This is a genomic window from Lentilactobacillus hilgardii DSM 20176 = ATCC 8290 (genome assembly GCF_000159315.1).
GTDB lineage: Bacteria > Bacillota > Bacilli > Lactobacillales > Lactobacillaceae > Lentilactobacillus > Lentilactobacillus hilgardii.
On record NZ_GG669993.1, the window covers coordinates 607,919 to 625,199 of the forward strand.

The following is a 17,281-nucleotide window of genomic DNA, read 5'->3' on the forward strand; positions in this document are numbered from 1 at the left end:
AGCGGCGTCTGTTAGTTGTTCCCAGCCTTTACCCTTATGAGAAAATGCTTGACCATTTCTCACAGTCAATACTGAGTTCAATAACAAAACACCCTGCTTCGCCCAACTTGTCAGACAACCATGATGAACAGGCTTAATTCCTAGATCAGACTGAAGCTCCTTATAAATATTTTGTAACGACGGCGGTATTCTCACGCCCGGCATTACTGAAAAGCTTAGACCGTGAGCTTGATGCGGTTCATGATATGGGTCTTGTCCCAAAATCACAACTTTAACCTTGCTAAACGGCGTCAACTGAAACGCTTCAAAAATATGATTCATATCAGGATGAATATATTGTGTTTTATATTCAGAGATCAAAAATTGGCGCAACTGTTGATAGTATGCTTTTTCAAATTCCGGTTGTAAAACATCCCACCAATCATTTTTTATAAACGGTTTCATTCCCAACACCTCACGTTTTATTCTACCATATCCCTTTTCAAATAACATTAGCAACTATTTTTCCAATCCGTGGTAGAATGTTCTTAATAAACGAAAGGGAAATGTCTCTATGAGTCGAAAAATTCAGATCAATCTGTCCGAACTGGACCATACAAGATCATGCAGAATCATTGATGAATATAAAGACACGAAATATTTAATCGTTGGTAAGTGGGGGCTGGTTTCCGACACTTTCTCGGTTTACTCATTAACAGGGGACGTTCTGGCAGAGGTAAGACAACAGTCCCTTGGCGTAACACCTCGCTTTGACCTTTTTTGTTTCAATCAATTTGTTGGAAGTTCAGTTCTGCATTTTTCAATGCATTATACAACTTTGTTCATCAACGGCATTAATTGGCTGGTCGTTGGCAATCAGGAAAAACAATCATATACAATTACCCATGGTCGACAAAAAATTGCCTCTATCAAATCATATGCACAAGCCGATCAAGTCATCCGACTATTGAATGTTGAAAATATTGAGCATGAACCAATGGTGGCACTTATTGCAGCAATTCTAAATCACCCATCGCTGGTTCACACATCGAAGCTAAAGTTACGGTCATTGGATAAATACCCTAAGGGTGCTAAACCCCAGTGGGGTGAATGTCATTTTTTAAAGAAATAAAAGATTGTGAATTTTATTTAGGTTGTGATAACAAAAAAGGAGATCCAGGCAAATATTGCCTTGGTTCTCCTTTTTTGGTTACTAAAACATATTTCTTAAAAAGCTTTCACACCGACTCATTTAAAATCGCTTCATAACCCGCTCGATGGTTCGTTGTTCATCACGGCGCTTAATCGTTTCACGTTTATCATACTCACGCTTACCTTTTGCAACACCAATTAAAACCTTGGCAAATCCACTTTTCAGATAAACCTTGAGTGGCACAATTGTGACACCTTTATCTTGTGTCGCCTGTCCTAATTTACGAATTTCTTTTTTGTGCAATAAAAGTTTACGATTTCGAAGCGGATCATGATTAAATTGGTTTCCTTGTGCATATTCACTAATGTGAACATTCACCATGTAGGCCTCACCATTTCGAATCTGCACGAATCCATCTTTTAAATTAATTCGACGATCTCGGATTGATTTAATTTCAGTCCCGGTGAGGACAATGCCAGCTTCATAAGTCTCAAGTATTGAATAGTCGTGACGGGCTTTCTTGTTTTGCGCCATCAAATTATCATTATTTTGCTTATGTTTTCGTTTGGCCATATAATCTCACCTGCTTTTTCAAAACAATTAGTGTTTTTTACGACCATATTGTTTCTTAGATTTTGAATTCTTATTAGAACGATGATTATTTCGATTATTATTGTTGTTGCTAAAATGAATATTAGCACCGCCACCGTGATTACTGTTGTTACTATGACGTTGATTATTGTTATGACGATGATATGATTCTTTTGGTAAATAGTTACTGGTTGGCGTATCTTCCGGGTTGACAACATCAAAATCAACCGCACTCTGTTCAACATCAACATTGATAACTTTTACCCGGATTGGCTGTCCCATTTTATAGGTTCTATGAGTTCTGCGACCAACAAGTGCCATAAACTGCTCAACATACTGATAGTAGTCATCACTCATTCGGCTGATATGAACCAATCCTTCAACAGTGTTTGGTAATTCAATAAATAAACCGAATTTCATAACAGAGCTAACGACACCATCAAACTCTTCACCGATATGATCATTCATGTACTCGGCTTTCTTCATAGCATCCGTATCACGTTCTGCATCCACCGCACGGCGCTCGTATTCAGAAGTAGTTGTCGCAATTTCATCCAACACATTTGCGTACTTCTTCTTGGTTTCATCATTGATACCATTATCTTCATAATAATGGATCATCCGATGAACCATTGTATCAGGATAACGACGAATTGGTGATGTGAAATGCGTGTAGAATGGTGCTGCCAAACCAAAATGTCCTAAAGACTGATCGGCATATCTCGCTTGCTTTAAACTCCTCAGCAACATTACCGAAACCATCATCTCTTCCGGTTTACCAGCAACCTTCTTCAAAATGTTTTGAAGTGTCTTTGGCGTAATATGCTTAGGATCTCCTTTGACATTAATTCCAAAAGCCGTTAACGTCTCAAAGAAAGTCTTAATTCGATCTGCATCCGGCTGTTCATGGACCCGGTAAATAAATGGAACATGAGCCTCGTAATAATTTTTGGCGACCGTTTCGTTAGCTGCCAGCATAAATGATTCAATCATCTTTTCAGCAAGCCCACGGATCCTTAACTTAATATCAATTGGATGCCCTTTTTCGTCAACAATGATTTCTGCTTCATTATCATCAAAATCAATTGCCCCACGCGCATGACGTTGTTTATACAAGATCCTGTGAAGTTCTCCCATTGTCTCAAACATTGGAACCAGTTCATTATATTCGTCCATAGTCTTTTGATCATGGGATTCCAAAATTTTGTTAACTGCGGTATAAGTCATTCTAGCTTTGGACCGCATTAAGCTTGGGTGAATCCGATGCTTGACAACATTTCCCGACTGATCAATCTCCATCTCACAACTCATACAAAGTCGCAATTCACCTTCGTTTAACGAGCAAATGCCATTAGATAGTCGTCGAGGCAGCATTGGAATAACCCGGTCAGTCAAATAGACGGAGGTCCCCCGTCTATATGCCTCCTTGTCAATTAGCCCACCAGCCTTTACATAGTGACTGACATCTGCAATATGAACACCAAGATGGTAGTTCCCGTTAGGTAGTTTCCAAGCTGTTACCGCATCATCCAAATCCTTTGACGACTCACCATCAATCGTCACTAAATCCTGATCGGTAATATCTTCACGACCAGCCTTTTCCTCTTCGGTTATGTGATCTGGAATAGCATCAGCGGCCTGAAGAACGTCTTCTGGAAACTCTGCAGGAATATCGTGAGAATAAACAATTTGTAAAATATCGATACCCGGGTCGTCGACTGCACCAATAACTTCATCCGCAATACCAACCATATAATCTGGATGATCTTCATTGGGATACTCGGTAATTTGAGCAGTAATAACTTCACCTGGTGTTGGTTTTAAGCCAATATCGTTAATATAAAACTTATATTTTGCAATTTTTTTATCGGTTAATTTAATCTCACCAAAATAGTGACGATTTTCGGATTTTGAAAATGGTCCAACGACTCGTTTATACTTTCGATCAGTAATCGATGTGACTTTGCCTTCCGGGCCCCGATCAGATCCAGGCTCCGCCGGCTTAACAATTTCCATTTCAACGGTATCGCCGTTTAATGCATTCATCGTGTTATCAGGTGCAATGTAGGCATCAGGTGCGATATCATCATAAGCAACAAACCCGAATCCTTTATCATTAGCATGGAAAATGCCGGACAACTTTTGCTTATCAGGGTTCATTTGAAACTTGCCATCTTGTGTGACCACCGCAATACCGTCACGCTCCAAGCCCGCCAATTCCTGAACAATCAGCTTAAAAGACTCTGATCCATGGTATCTTAAAACATCGGCAATTTTTTCTACTGAAAATTCATTATCGGGATATGTTCTAAGGACGTTCTCAATTTCTGTTTTTAAATCATTATCTTGCAATCTTTATTCCTCGTATTATTCATAAATTTTAGTTAAAAAGTTACTTAAATCAATTTCGAGCTGCTGATGAGCTGAATTAACAGTAATCATATGACTGGCATTTGGGTATTCATGATAACTCACTTTACTATTAACAAGCTGATCACGCACTAATTGACTACTTTCAGGGTTCACTATTTCATCGCTCATTCCCTGACCTATGAAATATGGTTGATGAATTTTAGGAAGATCAGAAGCAACGACTGCACTAAAGTCGGAAATTCTTTTTAGTAAGTCGTCAATATGCTCATCCAGCCACTGCAATTTATCGGCCATGACCTTCGGATCTGTTTTATAGCGAAGATAGTTAGCCCTTGCCATCTGCATAAAGGTATTATGAACACTAAACTGTCGCTTTCGAACTATTGGAGAACCAAATGAACCACCACCGACTAACTCTGGATGTAATTCAAGCGCTCTGGCAGAAAAAATGCCTCCCAACGAGATTCCAAAGATACTAATATCTTCAAAACCTTGATGCTTCATAAACTGGATTGCCTGTTGCGTATCTTCCAGCCAAATTTCAGGAGACCCCTGAAGAATAATATCTTTAAAGTCCGGAGTCCCATGCCCGGTTAACAACGGTGCGTATATTGAATAATTACTTCGCTCAAGGCGTCGGGCCAGCAGCCTAACATCAACTGGACCACTCGCAAATGCATGCATTAAAATAATGGCCTTGGGACCATGTTCGAAATAAAACGACTTATTTGGTGCTTGCATATTCTTTCATTCCCCTCTACAGTATAGCAGCTGTAATTATTTAGAATGACATCATTAACTGCGCACATCAGTCAATCTTGATGCTCGCAGCAACTTCTTTTTAGCTTGGATTTAACATAACTTCTTTTACCCTAACACTAATTATAATAAAAATCCCCCTGTATTTAAACAGGAGGAGTAAATACTAATGAGATGATAACCAAACCAGTCCTAAGGATAATACAAAAAAGATTATTCCCAAAACAACGGTTGTTTTTTGCATGAATGCTTCAAAACCACGTGGCTTCTGCTTGGCAAACAAGTCATCTGCACCACCGGTTAAGGCAGACATCGCATCATTAGTCTTTGATGGTTGCATTAATACCGCGATTGTAATTAATACACAGTCGATCAATAGTAATGTTATCAATAAGTTGTACACGTTACAGCCTCCCACCGTAAAATCGGCTCAATACTACTCATACTAAGTTAACACATTATCAACGTTTATTCCACACCTAGCCATCAACTTTCTGAACTAAGTTTTGTCAAATCAGCTGTTATTTCATGCTGTTTATTTGTCGAAACATTAATATAAAGCGTGTCGCCCCATCGAAGCATTGTATGGCCTGAAGGGACAATTTCAATGCCATCTCTCAAAATCTTTGTCAATAAAGATCCATTTGGCCATGGTATCTGACTTACAATTTTTCCATCCATGTAGGCACCTGCAAATATGGGCGTTACTATTTGTGCGGTTCGACAAAGATGAAACTGCCGTTTAACCTTTAACAACTGTTGAAGCATCGCATAATAAACCGGTTTGCCGTTCAAGGCGTCTAAAACACTATATGCAATTAGGCAAACCGTTGCCAATCCAAGTAGGTGCGTCAATGTACCAACCATCTCTGTGATCAAGAGAATTGCTGTAAAAGGCGCCTTGCTGATAGCTGCAAAATAACCAGCCATCCCCATAATAATAAAACTTGAAAAGTATGTTTGCGAGATAAACCCATATTGAATTGCAATATTGCCAATAATCGCACCAATCAAGCCTCCCAGACAAAGGATTGGTAAGAAGATTCCTCCAGGAAGACCACTGCCATATGAAATCATTGAAAAAGCGAATCGGATCAGGAAGAAAGCGCAAAGCACCAACGTTGAATAGCCGGCGCCCGTCAACTTAAGGATGATATAATTGCCACCACCCAACAAATTCGGGAAATAAGCCCCCAAACCAATAATCAACAGTAACGGAATAATACCCTGATAGTACCACGGTAGTTTGCTAATCCGATGATACCAACCGTCCATTCTTAAAATGATAAGCTGATAAAATCGACCAAGCAATCCCAACGCAATTCCAAGGATAACGACCCAGATAAAATACCGAAGCGGAAGCGGCTGGCTTTTCATATACAGAACAGGTTTTAGACCAAAAACATAAGTTGCAACCATATCGGATGTGATTGCAGAAGTTAATGAAACAATCCAAATATTTGTTGAAAAATTATGATAAATTTCTTCAAGAACAAATAACGTACTGGCAATTGGAGCATTAAACGCGGCACTTAAGCCGGCAGCAGCACCACTTGAAATCAGCACCTGCCGGTCAAACCCTACCTGCTTGGTTAAGTGTGCCAGCCCCTGTCCAAGCGTTGACCCCAATTGAATTGAAGGCCCTTCACGTCCCAAGTATAAGCCACTGCCAATTGCAAGAATACCACCGACAAATTTACGCCAGAGCACAGACCACCATGGATAATCAAGCTCGTCTCGTAGTTGTCCTTCAACCTGTGGAATTCCTGATCCTTTGATATCGGGTTGTTGTCGTAACAGCATACCTATAATGAGACCAACACTCAAATTAATGGCAAGACACAACAACATCAGTATTGGTTTCTTAAATATACCCGTGTACAGGATCTGCATTATCGTCATCATGTGTTGGATGGACCATCTAAAAAGAGAGACCACAATTCCGGCTAAAATACCGATAATAAGACCATTAAAGATAAATTTTAGCTGAGACAATTTATAGTTACCCTGAACCTGCACGTTTTTCATCCCTTAATCATTTCTAACACTTATCATATCACAACCACTTAAATCCATTTCTTTAGCTTGGGAACAAATAGTGAAATAAGTAATCCCAAGCCAATGATAATCCCCCTTTTAGAATCAGCATCCCCAGTTTGCGGCAATCGATTAGAAGATCGACCCGCTTTTGAAGAATGGGTGGTCTCACTGTTTGAAGATTCAGATACCTGCTGTGCCGGTGATTTTGGATCAGTGGCCTTTTTAGATAAGACAACATGTTTATTTTTGGAACGTCCCCTAGTTGACCTGCCAGTCTCTTGGGTCACTTGATTATTTTGTTTTTTATCTTCTGCCTTATCATTGACCTCTTTGGAAACACCTTGATCGCTTAATACCACGTTTTGGTTTTTCGTGTCTTCGAACACATCTTTGGGCATATTTTCCAAAGACCTTTCCTTATTTGTTACCGGAAGTTCAGAATGATTGACCTGCAAATCCATTTTCTTGTCATTATCTTTTACATAATTAATTTTAACATTAGACGGTGTCATTGTTGATAGCGTTATTTGTTTATCGGTAATAATAGACCGATAGCCATCAATTGAGATTGGCACATAATGCAACTTTTCTCCGAATTTTCCTGAAAGGGTGCTTTTTGAAAGTTGGTGGCCGTTTTCATCGACATTAACAATGGTCACTGTAACATCATTTCTTTGATATTGAAGCAAGTAAAGATCTTTCTGTTTGTCATACGTCGTGAATTGCCACTCATAGCCATAGAATTCGATATTTTCATGAAAAATATCTGCTACCTTGGGCCTATCAATCACTCTCAAAAACAAATCATTGCCATTTTCGTCAAGTCCTTGTATTTTAATCATATTAGTCTTAGAGACCACTTTATTTTGTCCCTTGCCAATAGTTTTTGCTATTGGTGATTGAACTTGAGCACTTGTTGAATCTGCATCTTTTTTCGCTACCACTTGTTTTTTCTTCTGATTAAGATGGTTTAAATGATCAACATATTTTTGATGCTTTTCATGGGCTACATGTACATCGGGCTCATTAGACTCGCACTCCTCAGAGCCCAAAACTTTATCCTGCGAATCTTCTTGAAAGCTTTCTGAATGGTTGAGTTGTTTTGACGAAGATAATTCGGCTTGAGTACTCGGATCACTTTTTGTACTTGATTGCTGTCTGGACTTTTCATTTTTGGGTTCAGCACTTAGTGACTCTTTAGATTCTTGAGGCGCTTTTATTTCCTCTGATTTGCTCTTATCAATATATGGTTGAACAGGTGCAACTTCTTTGGCTTTGATTCTATCAGCTGGGTCTGGTTGAAGGCCTAAATTTGAAAAATCAATTTTCTCTTTTTGATTTTTCAAATTTTGAGAATCTGATTGTTGACTGTTCGTACTCAAATGGGATTGATTTTCAGAAACCTTCTTAAATTCAAGTTCATATTCAGTACCATCATTATTGACCCGCTTAGGCTTCCCAATCGCTATATAACCCGGAATATCCTCAATTGGAATCTTTTTATCGCCTTTTAAGCCAATCTGTACTTTGTAAGAACTAAGCTCCCCTTTCATAGGATTTTTACCGCCTTCAAGAGCCTTCTTTTCTTTCCTAAAAACAGTAATTTCCTTTTGACTATCATTTTTATTGTCCGCCGCCCGACTTACAATCGGCGCTGCCAAACTCATCAAACCTACTGAAAACAAAATAACCTTTTTCAAAATAAAAACCTCCATTTAGTGTGTAATATTAATTACGCAAAATGAAGGTTTCTTTATTTTATTAAGTCAAAATTATTTTGTAAGAGATATAAAAAAAACGCATTTCTGCGATCTTTTTATCAATTACTACTTGCTTTGAATGTCATCACGAGCTTGTTCTGATAAATTGTAGAATGAGTGAATACCTTTGTATTCGGAAACATCACCAAGTTGATCTTCAATTCTCATCAATTGATTGTACTTAGCAATACGTTCGCCACGGCTCATTGAACCAGTCTTGATTTGACCTGCATTAAGAGCCACAACAAGGTCAGCAATCGTTGTATCTTCAGTTTCACCGGAACGGTGTGAAATGATAGCAGTGTATCCTGCTTCACGAGCCATTTCAACAGCTTCAACAGTTTCAGTTAAAGTACCAATTTGGTTAAGCTTGATTAAGATAGCATTGGCAACGCCCATCTTGATACCTTTTTTAAGGTAGTCAGTGTTAGTAACAAACAAATCATCACCAACAATTTGAACCTTCTTGCCAAGACGTTGGGTAGCCATTTGCCAATCTGCCCATTCATTTTCATCAAGTGGATCCTCAATTGAAATAACTGGGTATTTGTCAACGATACCTTCAAGCAATGAAACAAATTCATCAGCAGTGTATGACTTTCCGTCACCCTTCAAATCATACTTCTTAGTTTCAGTGTTATAGAATTCTGAAGCGGCGCAGTCAAAAGCAATCGCAATATCCTTGCCTGGTTTGTAGCCGGCACGTTGGATAGCTTCAACAAGGATTTCAAATGGTTCCTCATTGTTCTTAAGATCTGGTGCGAAACCACCTTCGTCACCAACAGCGGTTGAATAACCACGTTCGTTTAACAAGTTCTTCAAATTATGGAAAGTTTCTGAACTCCAACGAATAGCTTCTTTGATGCTAGGGGCACCAACAGGCATAATCATGAATTCCTGGAAATCGACCTTGTTGTTTGCATGCTTACCACCATTAATAACGTTTAGCATTGGTGTTGGAAGCAAGTGGGCATTGAAACCACCGAGGTAGTTATATAGTGGCATCTCTAATTCATCAGCGGCAGCACGTGCGGCAGCAAGTGATACACCAAGAATGGCATTTGCACCCAACTTACCTTTATTTGGCGTACCGTCCAATTGAATCATAGCCTTATCAATAGCTAATTGGTCAGTTACATCGTAGCCAACAATTTCTTTGGCGATGATGTTGTTTACATTATCAACGGCTTTGGTAACGCCCTTACCCATGTAACGGTCTTTGTCACCATCACGGAGTTCAACGGCTTCGTGTTCACCGGTTGAAGCACCTGAAGGCACGATTCCGCGACCCATTGCACCTGCTTCAGTATATAATTCAACTTCAACAGTTGGGTTACCACGAGAGTCAAGAACCTCACGGGCATAAATATCAGAAATAATTGACATATTTTTTCTCTCCTTAGCGAAAGTTGTGACCTTTTGTACAAGGTTCAACTTAATTTTATTAGTTTAACGCTCAAGTTTCAATATAAAACTGCGAATCTTAGCTATTTTTGTAAGAAATTTGCAAGTTTCAAGAATGAATCAGCCTTTAAACTGGCACCACCAGCCAAAACACCATCAATATCGGTTTGAGCTAAAATGTCATCGGCATTATTATCGTTAACACTTCCACCGTACAACACACGAACCTGATTGGCAACATCATCAGAATACAAATCGGCAATTGTTTGTCGAATTAAGTAGCATCCTTCTTCTGCTTCATCAGTGCTGGCAGTTTTGCCGCTCCCAATTGCCCAACTTGGCTCATAAGCTAAAATAATGCTTTTAGCCTGATCTGCAGTGACAGATTTAAGTGCATTGGTGACTTGGCTGACAACCCACGAAATTCGTTCTGCAGATTGACGTCGGCTCATCGTCTCGTCACAACAAATGATCGGTGTCAAATGATTTCGAAAAGCAGCATGAACCTTTTTGTTAATAATGTCATCGGTCTCATTGAAATACTTCCGCCGTTCCGAGTGGCCGATAATAACATGGGTAACTCCCATTTCATTCAGCGCTTCCGGACTGGTTTCTCCAGTATAAGCACCCTCGTCTTCATAAAAACAGTTTTCGGCCGCAATAATTAGCGGTGAATCTGCATTATGCTTAATCATACTTTCCAAAAATAGTGGTGAAGCAGCAATGCAGGTTTCAGTAACTTTCGGGTCAGGAAGCTTTCCTTTGATTGTTTCCAGAAACTTAACAGACTCATCTACCGATAAATTCATTTTCCAATTACCGGCAACAAACGGAATTCTCATAATCAAATCATTCCTTTACAATTAATTGCTTAAAATTATTGTAACAAAAGAAACCCCAAAAGCCACGAATAACACTATACCAATTTTAAAATAATATGTGCCTGAACCCTATTGTGAACTACTCGGTCATGAATGACTGAGCTTCTGGGAACACGAAGTAGTATTTAGGATGTTGTATCGGTATGCCGAAGACCTAACCTACAGAACTTTGCTCTTTTACCACGGCTAGTTCCTAGCCAATAGCTTTTAATCCGCAATTAAAAATATTAACTGCCGCATTAATATCTCGATCATGGTGGGTCCAGCATTCAGATAAAAAAATCCCGACAAAGCGGGATTTTAAACTTATTTATTGTCGATTGCAGCAATGCCGGGAAGTGTCTTGCCTTCAAGGTATTGAAGTGAAGCGCCGCCACCGGTTGAAATATGAGTTAATTTGTCAGCAACACCAAGCTGCTTAACAGCAGCAGTTGAATCGCCACCACCAACAATGGTCGTTGCGTCAGTCAATGAGCCTAAGAATTCACCAACTTTAAGTGTTCCTTGAGCAAAGTTGGACATTTCGAACACACCCATTGGGCCATTCCAAACAACTGTCTTTGCATCTTTAAGAACTTTTTCAAAATTATCAATTGACTTAGGACCAATATCCAGTGCCATCCAGCCATCATCAATGTCGCCTTCGACGACTTTATGTTCTGCATCGTTATTGAAGCTCTTAGCAACAATATTATCGACAGGAAGGACGATCTTGTCGCCACCCTTTTCAAGGATGCTCTTAGCAACATCAATTTTGTCTTTTTCAACTAATGAGTCGCCAACTTTGATACCCTTGGCAGCGTAAAATGTATAAGTCATACCACCACCGATGATAATCTTGTCAGCTTTGCTCAATAGGTTATCAATAACACCAATCTTGTCAGAAACTTTTGCACCACCAAGGATTGCAACGAATGGACGTTGTGGATTATTGACAGCTTCACCCAAGAATTGGATTTCTTTTTCCATCAAGAAGCCAGCAGCAACAGGCTTGCCTGATTTGTGCATTGCTTCAGCAATACCAACGTTTGAAGCATGTTGACGGTGAGCAGTACCGAATGCATCATTGATGTATTCATCACCCAAAGATGCCCAGTATTCGCCAAGTTTAGGATCATTGCCTGATTCGCGTTTGACGTATTCGCCATTTACAACATCTTCATAACGTGTGTTTTCAACAAGAAGAACGTTACCGTTTTCCAACTTGTTAATTGCATCTTCCAGTTGTTTACCTTCTGTTACAGGAACAAAAGTAACCGGTTTGTTCAACAAGTTTGAGAGTCGTTCGGCAACAGGACGTAATGAAAGGCCCTTTTTGTCTTCTTCTTTTTTAATTCGGCCTAAATGAGAGAATAAGATTGCCTTACCCTTATGATCCAAAACAAATTTAATAGTTGGTAAAGCAGCCTGAATTCGGTTGTCATCACCAATCACACCATCTTTGATTGGAACATTAAAGTCAACACGCATTAATACTTTTTTACCTTCAAGATCCAAATCAGAAACTGTTAATTTTGCCAATTTAGAAGCCTCCTATACTCAAGATTGTTTGTGATTATTAGAACATATACTTAGATAACAAAAGACGGAGAAGACGCCCTCTCCGCCGATTGTATAACTTAATATTAAAGTGAAGCAAACTTCAACAAGGTGCGAACCATGTTGCAAGTGAAGCCCCATTCATTGTCATACCAAGCAACGGTCTTAACAAGTTGGTCATCACCGGCACTAGTAACCTCAGTTTGAGTAGGATCAAATACTGAACCGTGTGGATCATCAATGATGTCTGATGAAACAATTTCGTCAGCATTGTAACCAAATGCTTCGTTACCTTCAGTGTGTTTCTTGATAGCTTCGTTAACTTCGTCTGCAGTTACTTTTTTGTCAAGAATTGCAATTAATTCAGTTAATGAACCATCAACAACAGCAACACGTTGTGCATGTCCTTGTAATTTGCCAGCAAGTTCTGGAATAACAAGACCAATAGCCTTAGCAGCACCTGTTGAATGAGGAATCGTGTTTGCAGATGCAGTACGGTTATTACGCTTCTTCTTAGTCTTAGGACCATCAAGAATTTGTTGTGATGCAGTGAACGCATGAACAGTAGTCATTGTACCAACTTTGATGCCAAATTCTTTGTTAATAAAGTATGCCATTGGAGCCAAGCAGTTAGTTGTGCATGAACCAGCTGAAACAATAACATCGTTTGAGTTAAGTGTGTCCAAGTTAACACCAGGAACAACAGTCTTAATTTGACCAGCAGGAGCTGAAATCAAGACACGCTTTGCACCAGCTTTGATGTGAGCTTGTGATTTTTCTTCGGATGTGTAAAAACCAGTACATTCAAGAACGAAATCAACGCCATCGTTTTTAACCCAAGGAAGGTTAGAAGCATCTTTTTCAGCGTATACAGGAATTTCCTTACCATCAACAACGATACCCTTATCAGTTGAAGAAACATCTCCAGGGAAACGTCCATGTGTTGAATCATATTTCAAAAGATATGCCAACATTGATGGAGTGGTTAAATCGTTAATTGCGGCAACTTCGATTTCATCGGAGTGTAATTCGTGAATTCGTTTGAATGCCAAACGACCAATTCGGCCAAAACCATTAATACCAATCTTTACAGTCATACTGTGTTTTCCTCCTTTAGGAAATAAGAAAATATTAAATATTATCAGATAGTACGAAACTAATCGTACCACTAACTGAAAACAAAGTCAGCACCTTGTGAATAAAATCTCAATTAAGGTGCATCGAGTAAATTGAAATATTACCCAAGTACGAGTATAGCAGACCACTGAATAATTGCAATGAGTTCTACGCTAGTAACCGCTTTCACTAATTCGATTTTTCTTTGTCTTGAAAAATCCATTAAATTCTAGTATATTGGTATAGTGAGTTGCGTTAGAAAACTTTTTTGCGCCCGTAGTGTAATGGATCGCACGTAAGATTCCGGTTCTTGAAATGAGGGTTCGATTCCCCCCGGGCGCATTAAACTATTCTTCAAAAGTAAAAGAGACCAAACCAAAGTTAATCTTTGATTTAGTCTCTTTTTTAATCATCATCAAACATCATTCAAATCTGTGAAGCAATCGTCTACTTGTAAACAACTCGAGACGAACGCTTCAAACCTTTTCATACGAATTAATCATCAACGTCATGAAAATCAACACCTTGTTTGGCATAAAAGTCAATAATAGATTGTTTTTGATCCATGAACTTTGGCGGCAATGAAAGCTGAGATCCCATCGTCAAAATCGATTCCTCTAAACCAAATCCTGGTGCAGTTGTCGCTAATTCGATCCGGTTATCCCCAGGATCACGAACATATATACTCTTGAACCAACCACGATCAGCGTACTCTTCTCGATTAAGGTTCATTTTTTCTGCCTTATCCCAAAAATCGAACAATACCTTTTCACTCGGAACCTGCAACGCAATATGGTCAATACTTCCCCAGCCAAACCGTGTTCTTACCTCGGGCTGTTGGCTCTTAAATAAGTCGATTGATTCATGGCCTTCCAACTCAACTACATTGTCTTTAACTGTAATACCCAGCCAATCATGAAAGAACGATGCGGTAGCTGTCGGGTCCGGCACATGTAATTCTGTCCCCAGGAAGCGGGCAATTTGATTTTCTGCTGGAATCCCATTATTTGGCACTACCCGCCAATCAGTCAGACGTTCGGTTGTTTCTAACATTTTAATCTCAATATTATCCGGATCGTTGAATTTAAGACCATTCCCAATTTCGGTTACTTCAATACCTTGATCATCCAAACGATGATGCCAATAATCCGTACTTCCCTGTGGAATTGCTAATTTAATATTATTAAAGAAATGTTTCCCATCCGTTCTTCTGCCAAGTAATGGCAAAACAAAAAATGTCACAACTGTCCCCGGCGTCCCTAAATAATCGCCATAAAATAAATGCCTAATTCTGATGTTTTCTTGATTAACACTATTTTTGACAAGTCGCATCCCTAAAACTTTCGTATAGAAATGAACATTTTGTTCTGCATCTCGGGTTAATAATGAAATATGATGTGTTTGCATATTATATGCCTCCCGGCTAGTAAATCATTCTAATATAATTGTATCATGAATGTATCCGCTTTCTAAGCATTGTGACGTTTAAGAATACCACCGATTGCAAGTTACAAAACCTTTGATTTTAACCTATAACCCGTTTTCCATAAACAAGATAAGCAAACTATTTGACCTTTTTTGACCAATCAACTAAACTGTAATCATGAACTTGGCAAAGGCCATCTTTCATAAAATTGATAAGGAGGCATATTCAATGAATTTAGTGCCAACCGTTATTGAACAATCCGCTAATGGCGAACGTGCTTATGATATTTATTCACGTTTGTTAAAAGACCGTATCATCATGTTGTCAGGACCAATCGAGGATGACATGGCAAATGCAATCATTGCACAATTGCTATTCTTGGATGCTCAAGACTCTGAAAAAGATATTTATCTCTACATCAACTCACCTGGTGGTGTCATCACATCAGGTATGGCAATTTTCGATACAATGAACTTTGTAAAAGCAGATGTTCAAACTATCGTTATGGGTATGGCTGCCTCAATGGCTTCCGTTCTTGCTTCTTCTGGAGCAAAGGGCAAGCGTTTTGCATTGCCACACGCCCAAGTTTTGATTCACCAACCTTCTGGTGGTGCCCAAGGTCAACAAACTGAAATTGAGATCGCCGCTGAAGAAATTCTCAAAGCTCGTAAAATGATTAATGAACTCTTAGCAAAGAATTCTGGTCAGCCAATTGAAAAAATCAATAAGGATACTGAACGTGATAACTACTTGACCGCTCAGGAAGCTGTTGATTACGGTTTGTTGGACGGCATCATGACAAACAGTTCTGAGAAAAAATAAATTTTTAACAACGGATCGAAATTGATCCAACTATTTCCGAGGCCAATTTTAGGGCCTCGGTTTTTTTATGCTTTTTTATTCTGACGTTGGCTCAGAAAAATGAGTGTTCCGAAATTCTCATTGCGTGCTGTACTCTTATCATTATCAAGTAACGATCATTGATAAATCACATTTTAGGACCTAAAATGTATTTGTACAAGTTAAATAAGTAACAAGTTCAAACGATAGTTACTTAAAACGAATTATTAGTGATAGATAATTCGAATAAATCTCTTGTGTTCTAACGCTTAATCAATGAATAGAGGCTAATAAGATGAAAAATACAATGACTTCGGATAAAACAAAAGTAATTGAATCATCTGAAAAAGATGAAACGATTCCTACCGAAATGAAAGCTTGGGAAGTTGTTAAGCCAGGACCGCTTGATGCCAATCCATCGCCACTGAAGTTTACAACCAAACCAGTTCCAACTCCAAAGCGGGGCGAAGTTTTGGTACACATTATTGCTTGTGGTGTTTGTCACACCGACTTACACGTTACTGAAGGCGACTTACCTGTTCATCAGGAACACGTCACTCCTGGACATGAAATTGTCGGAAAGGTTGTTAAGAACGGCCCGGGAACCAGCCGATTCGAGCTTGGAGATAGAATTGGCGTGCCTTGGTTACGTTGGACCTGTGGCGTTTGTGAATATTGCCGAGCAGGTAAAGAAAACCTCTGCCCCAATTCGTTATACACCGGCTGGGACCACGACGGCGGATACGCTGAATATGTGACAGTTCCAGAAGGGTTTGCTTATCGAATTCCCGAAAGATTTGATTCAATGACTGCCGCACCGCTTTTATGCGCCGGCATTATCGGGTATCGCGCTTTTGAACGTGCAAATGTACCTGCCGGTGGCCGATTGGGGTTATATGGGTTTGGCGGTTCCGCACATTTAACTGCTCAATTGGCGATGGCCCAAGGAATCGAGGTTCATGTTCTAACTCGAGGTAAGGATGCTCGAAAATTTGCATTGGAACTTGGCGCTGCATCTGCCAATGGCGCCTATGATCTTCCTCCGGTAAAATTGGATTCAGCTATTATCTACGCCCCCGTTGGCGATATTGTGCCAAAAGCACTTGAAGCTTTAAAACCAGGTGGTACGTTGGCAATGGCTGGCATTCATTCAACTGACATTCCACAACTGACCTACACTGAACATATTTTCCATGAAAAAAACTTAACCAGTGTTGAAAGTAATACCCGCCGAGATGGTGAAGAATTTCTAACATTGGCCGACAGACTGAATATCCATCCAGAAATTCATGAATATCCGCTTGCCAAAGCTGATGAAGCGCTAAAATATGTAGCTGCTGGAGACATTAAGGGTGCTTGTGTATTAAGAGTAAGTGAAGGATAAAAAATAGTTAACGATTATCTTAGTCACAAAACAGGT

General features: G+C 39.4%; 15 protein-coding genes and 1 tRNA gene. 4 read left to right on the forward strand and 12 right to left on the reverse strand.

Annotated elements, in window-relative coordinates:
• Nucleotides 1-444, reverse strand: a 444-nt coding sequence (locus HMPREF0519_RS14375) for a uracil-DNA glycosylase (protein ID WP_040472740.1), incomplete at its 3' end; no start/stop codon positions are given.
• 109 nt (nucleotides 445-553) lie between these two features.
• Between HMPREF0519_RS14375 and HMPREF0519_RS07020 the strand changes: the two genes are divergently transcribed.
• Nucleotides 554-1,111 carry an LURP-one-related/scramblase family protein gene (locus tag HMPREF0519_RS07020; RefSeq protein WP_004561695.1) on the forward strand — a complete coding sequence of 186 codons (558 nt, stop codon included), beginning with the start codon at nucleotides 554-556 and terminating at the stop codon, nucleotides 1,109-1,111.
• A gap of 120 nt (nucleotides 1,112-1,231) precedes the next feature.
• Here the strand turns inward: HMPREF0519_RS07020 and smpB are convergent, their stop codons facing one another.
• The 10 genes from smpB to gap form a co-directional block, all read right to left on the reverse strand.
• Nucleotides 1,232-1,705: an SsrA-binding protein SmpB gene (gene smpB, locus HMPREF0519_RS07025; protein WP_003554530.1), complete on the reverse strand. Its 474-nt coding sequence runs from the start codon at nucleotides 1,703-1,705 to the stop codon at nucleotides 1,232-1,234.
• Nucleotides 1,706-1,732: 27 nt separating this feature from the next.
• Nucleotides 1,733-4,075 (reverse strand): ribonuclease R, encoded by a 2,343-nt coding sequence (gene rnr, locus HMPREF0519_RS07030; RefSeq protein ID WP_004561696.1) that lies wholly within the window; start codon nucleotides 4,073-4,075, stop codon nucleotides 1,733-1,735.
• Nucleotides 4,076-4,090: 15 nt separating this feature from the next.
• On the reverse strand, nucleotides 4,091-4,837 hold the full coding sequence (locus HMPREF0519_RS07035; RefSeq protein WP_003554533.1) for an alpha/beta hydrolase: 747 nt from the start codon (nucleotides 4,835-4,837) through the stop codon (nucleotides 4,091-4,093).
• 184 nt (nucleotides 4,838-5,021) lie between these two features.
• Complete coding sequence (gene secG, locus HMPREF0519_RS07040) at nucleotides 5,022-5,258, reverse strand: preprotein translocase subunit SecG (RefSeq protein ID WP_003554535.1); 237 nt, start codon at nucleotides 5,256-5,258, stop codon at nucleotides 5,022-5,024.
• Between the two features lie 83 nt (nucleotides 5,259-5,341).
• Complete coding sequence (locus HMPREF0519_RS07045) at nucleotides 5,342-6,883, reverse strand: ClC family H(+)/Cl(-) exchange transporter (RefSeq protein WP_004561697.1); 1,542 nt, start codon at nucleotides 6,881-6,883, stop codon at nucleotides 5,342-5,344.
• Between the two features lie 38 nt (nucleotides 6,884-6,921).
• The gene (locus HMPREF0519_RS07050; RefSeq protein WP_225428944.1) at nucleotides 6,922-8,595 is read right to left on the reverse strand and encodes a hypothetical protein; all 1,674 of its coding nucleotides are present in this window, start codon (nucleotides 8,593-8,595) and stop codon (nucleotides 6,922-6,924) included.
• 126 nt (nucleotides 8,596-8,721) lie between these two features.
• Nucleotides 8,722-10,041: a phosphopyruvate hydratase gene (gene eno / locus HMPREF0519_RS07055; protein ID WP_003554541.1), complete on the reverse strand. Its 1,320-nt coding sequence runs from the start codon at nucleotides 10,039-10,041 to the stop codon at nucleotides 8,722-8,724.
• Between the two features lie 101 nt (nucleotides 10,042-10,142).
• Entirely contained in the window at nucleotides 10,143-10,901 is a 759-nt protein-coding gene (tpiA, locus tag HMPREF0519_RS07060) for a triose-phosphate isomerase (RefSeq protein WP_003554543.1), read from the reverse strand.
• 345 nt (nucleotides 10,902-11,246) lie between these two features.
• Nucleotides 11,247-12,461 carry a phosphoglycerate kinase gene (locus HMPREF0519_RS07065; RefSeq protein WP_003560938.1) on the reverse strand — a complete coding sequence of 405 codons (1,215 nt, stop codon included), beginning with the start codon at nucleotides 12,459-12,461 and terminating at the stop codon, nucleotides 11,247-11,249.
• 104 nt (nucleotides 12,462-12,565) lie between these two features.
• Entirely contained in the window at nucleotides 12,566-13,576 is a 1,011-nt protein-coding gene (gap, locus tag HMPREF0519_RS07070; RefSeq protein ID WP_003554547.1) for a type I glyceraldehyde-3-phosphate dehydrogenase, read from the reverse strand.
• A 289-nt stretch (nucleotides 13,577-13,865) separates the two neighbouring features.
• On the opposite strand from gap, the gene HMPREF0519_RS07075 reads away from it, so the two are divergent.
• Nucleotides 13,866-13,937, forward strand: a tRNA-Arg gene (locus HMPREF0519_RS07075).
• A gap of 153 nt (nucleotides 13,938-14,090) precedes the next feature.
• Here HMPREF0519_RS07075 and HMPREF0519_RS07080 read toward each other — a convergent pair.
• Nucleotides 14,091-15,002, reverse strand: coding sequence for a VOC family protein (locus HMPREF0519_RS07080; protein ID WP_004561699.1), 912 nt, complete (start codon nucleotides 15,000-15,002; stop codon nucleotides 14,091-14,093).
• A 247-nt stretch (nucleotides 15,003-15,249) separates the two neighbouring features.
• Here HMPREF0519_RS07080 and HMPREF0519_RS07085 point away from each other — a divergent pair, with 247 nt between their 5' ends.
• Together HMPREF0519_RS07085 and HMPREF0519_RS07090 are read left to right on the forward strand one after the other, a co-directional pair.
• Nucleotides 15,250-15,843: an ATP-dependent Clp protease proteolytic subunit gene (locus tag HMPREF0519_RS07085; protein WP_035444804.1), complete on the forward strand. Its 594-nt coding sequence runs from the start codon at nucleotides 15,250-15,252 to the stop codon at nucleotides 15,841-15,843.
• 325 nt (nucleotides 15,844-16,168) lie between these two features.
• Nucleotides 16,169-17,245, forward strand: a complete 1,077-nt coding sequence (locus tag HMPREF0519_RS07090) for a zinc-dependent alcohol dehydrogenase family protein (RefSeq protein ID WP_375711906.1) — start codon at nucleotides 16,169-16,171, stop codon at nucleotides 17,243-17,245.
• Nucleotides 17,246-17,281: the final 36 nt, after the last annotated feature.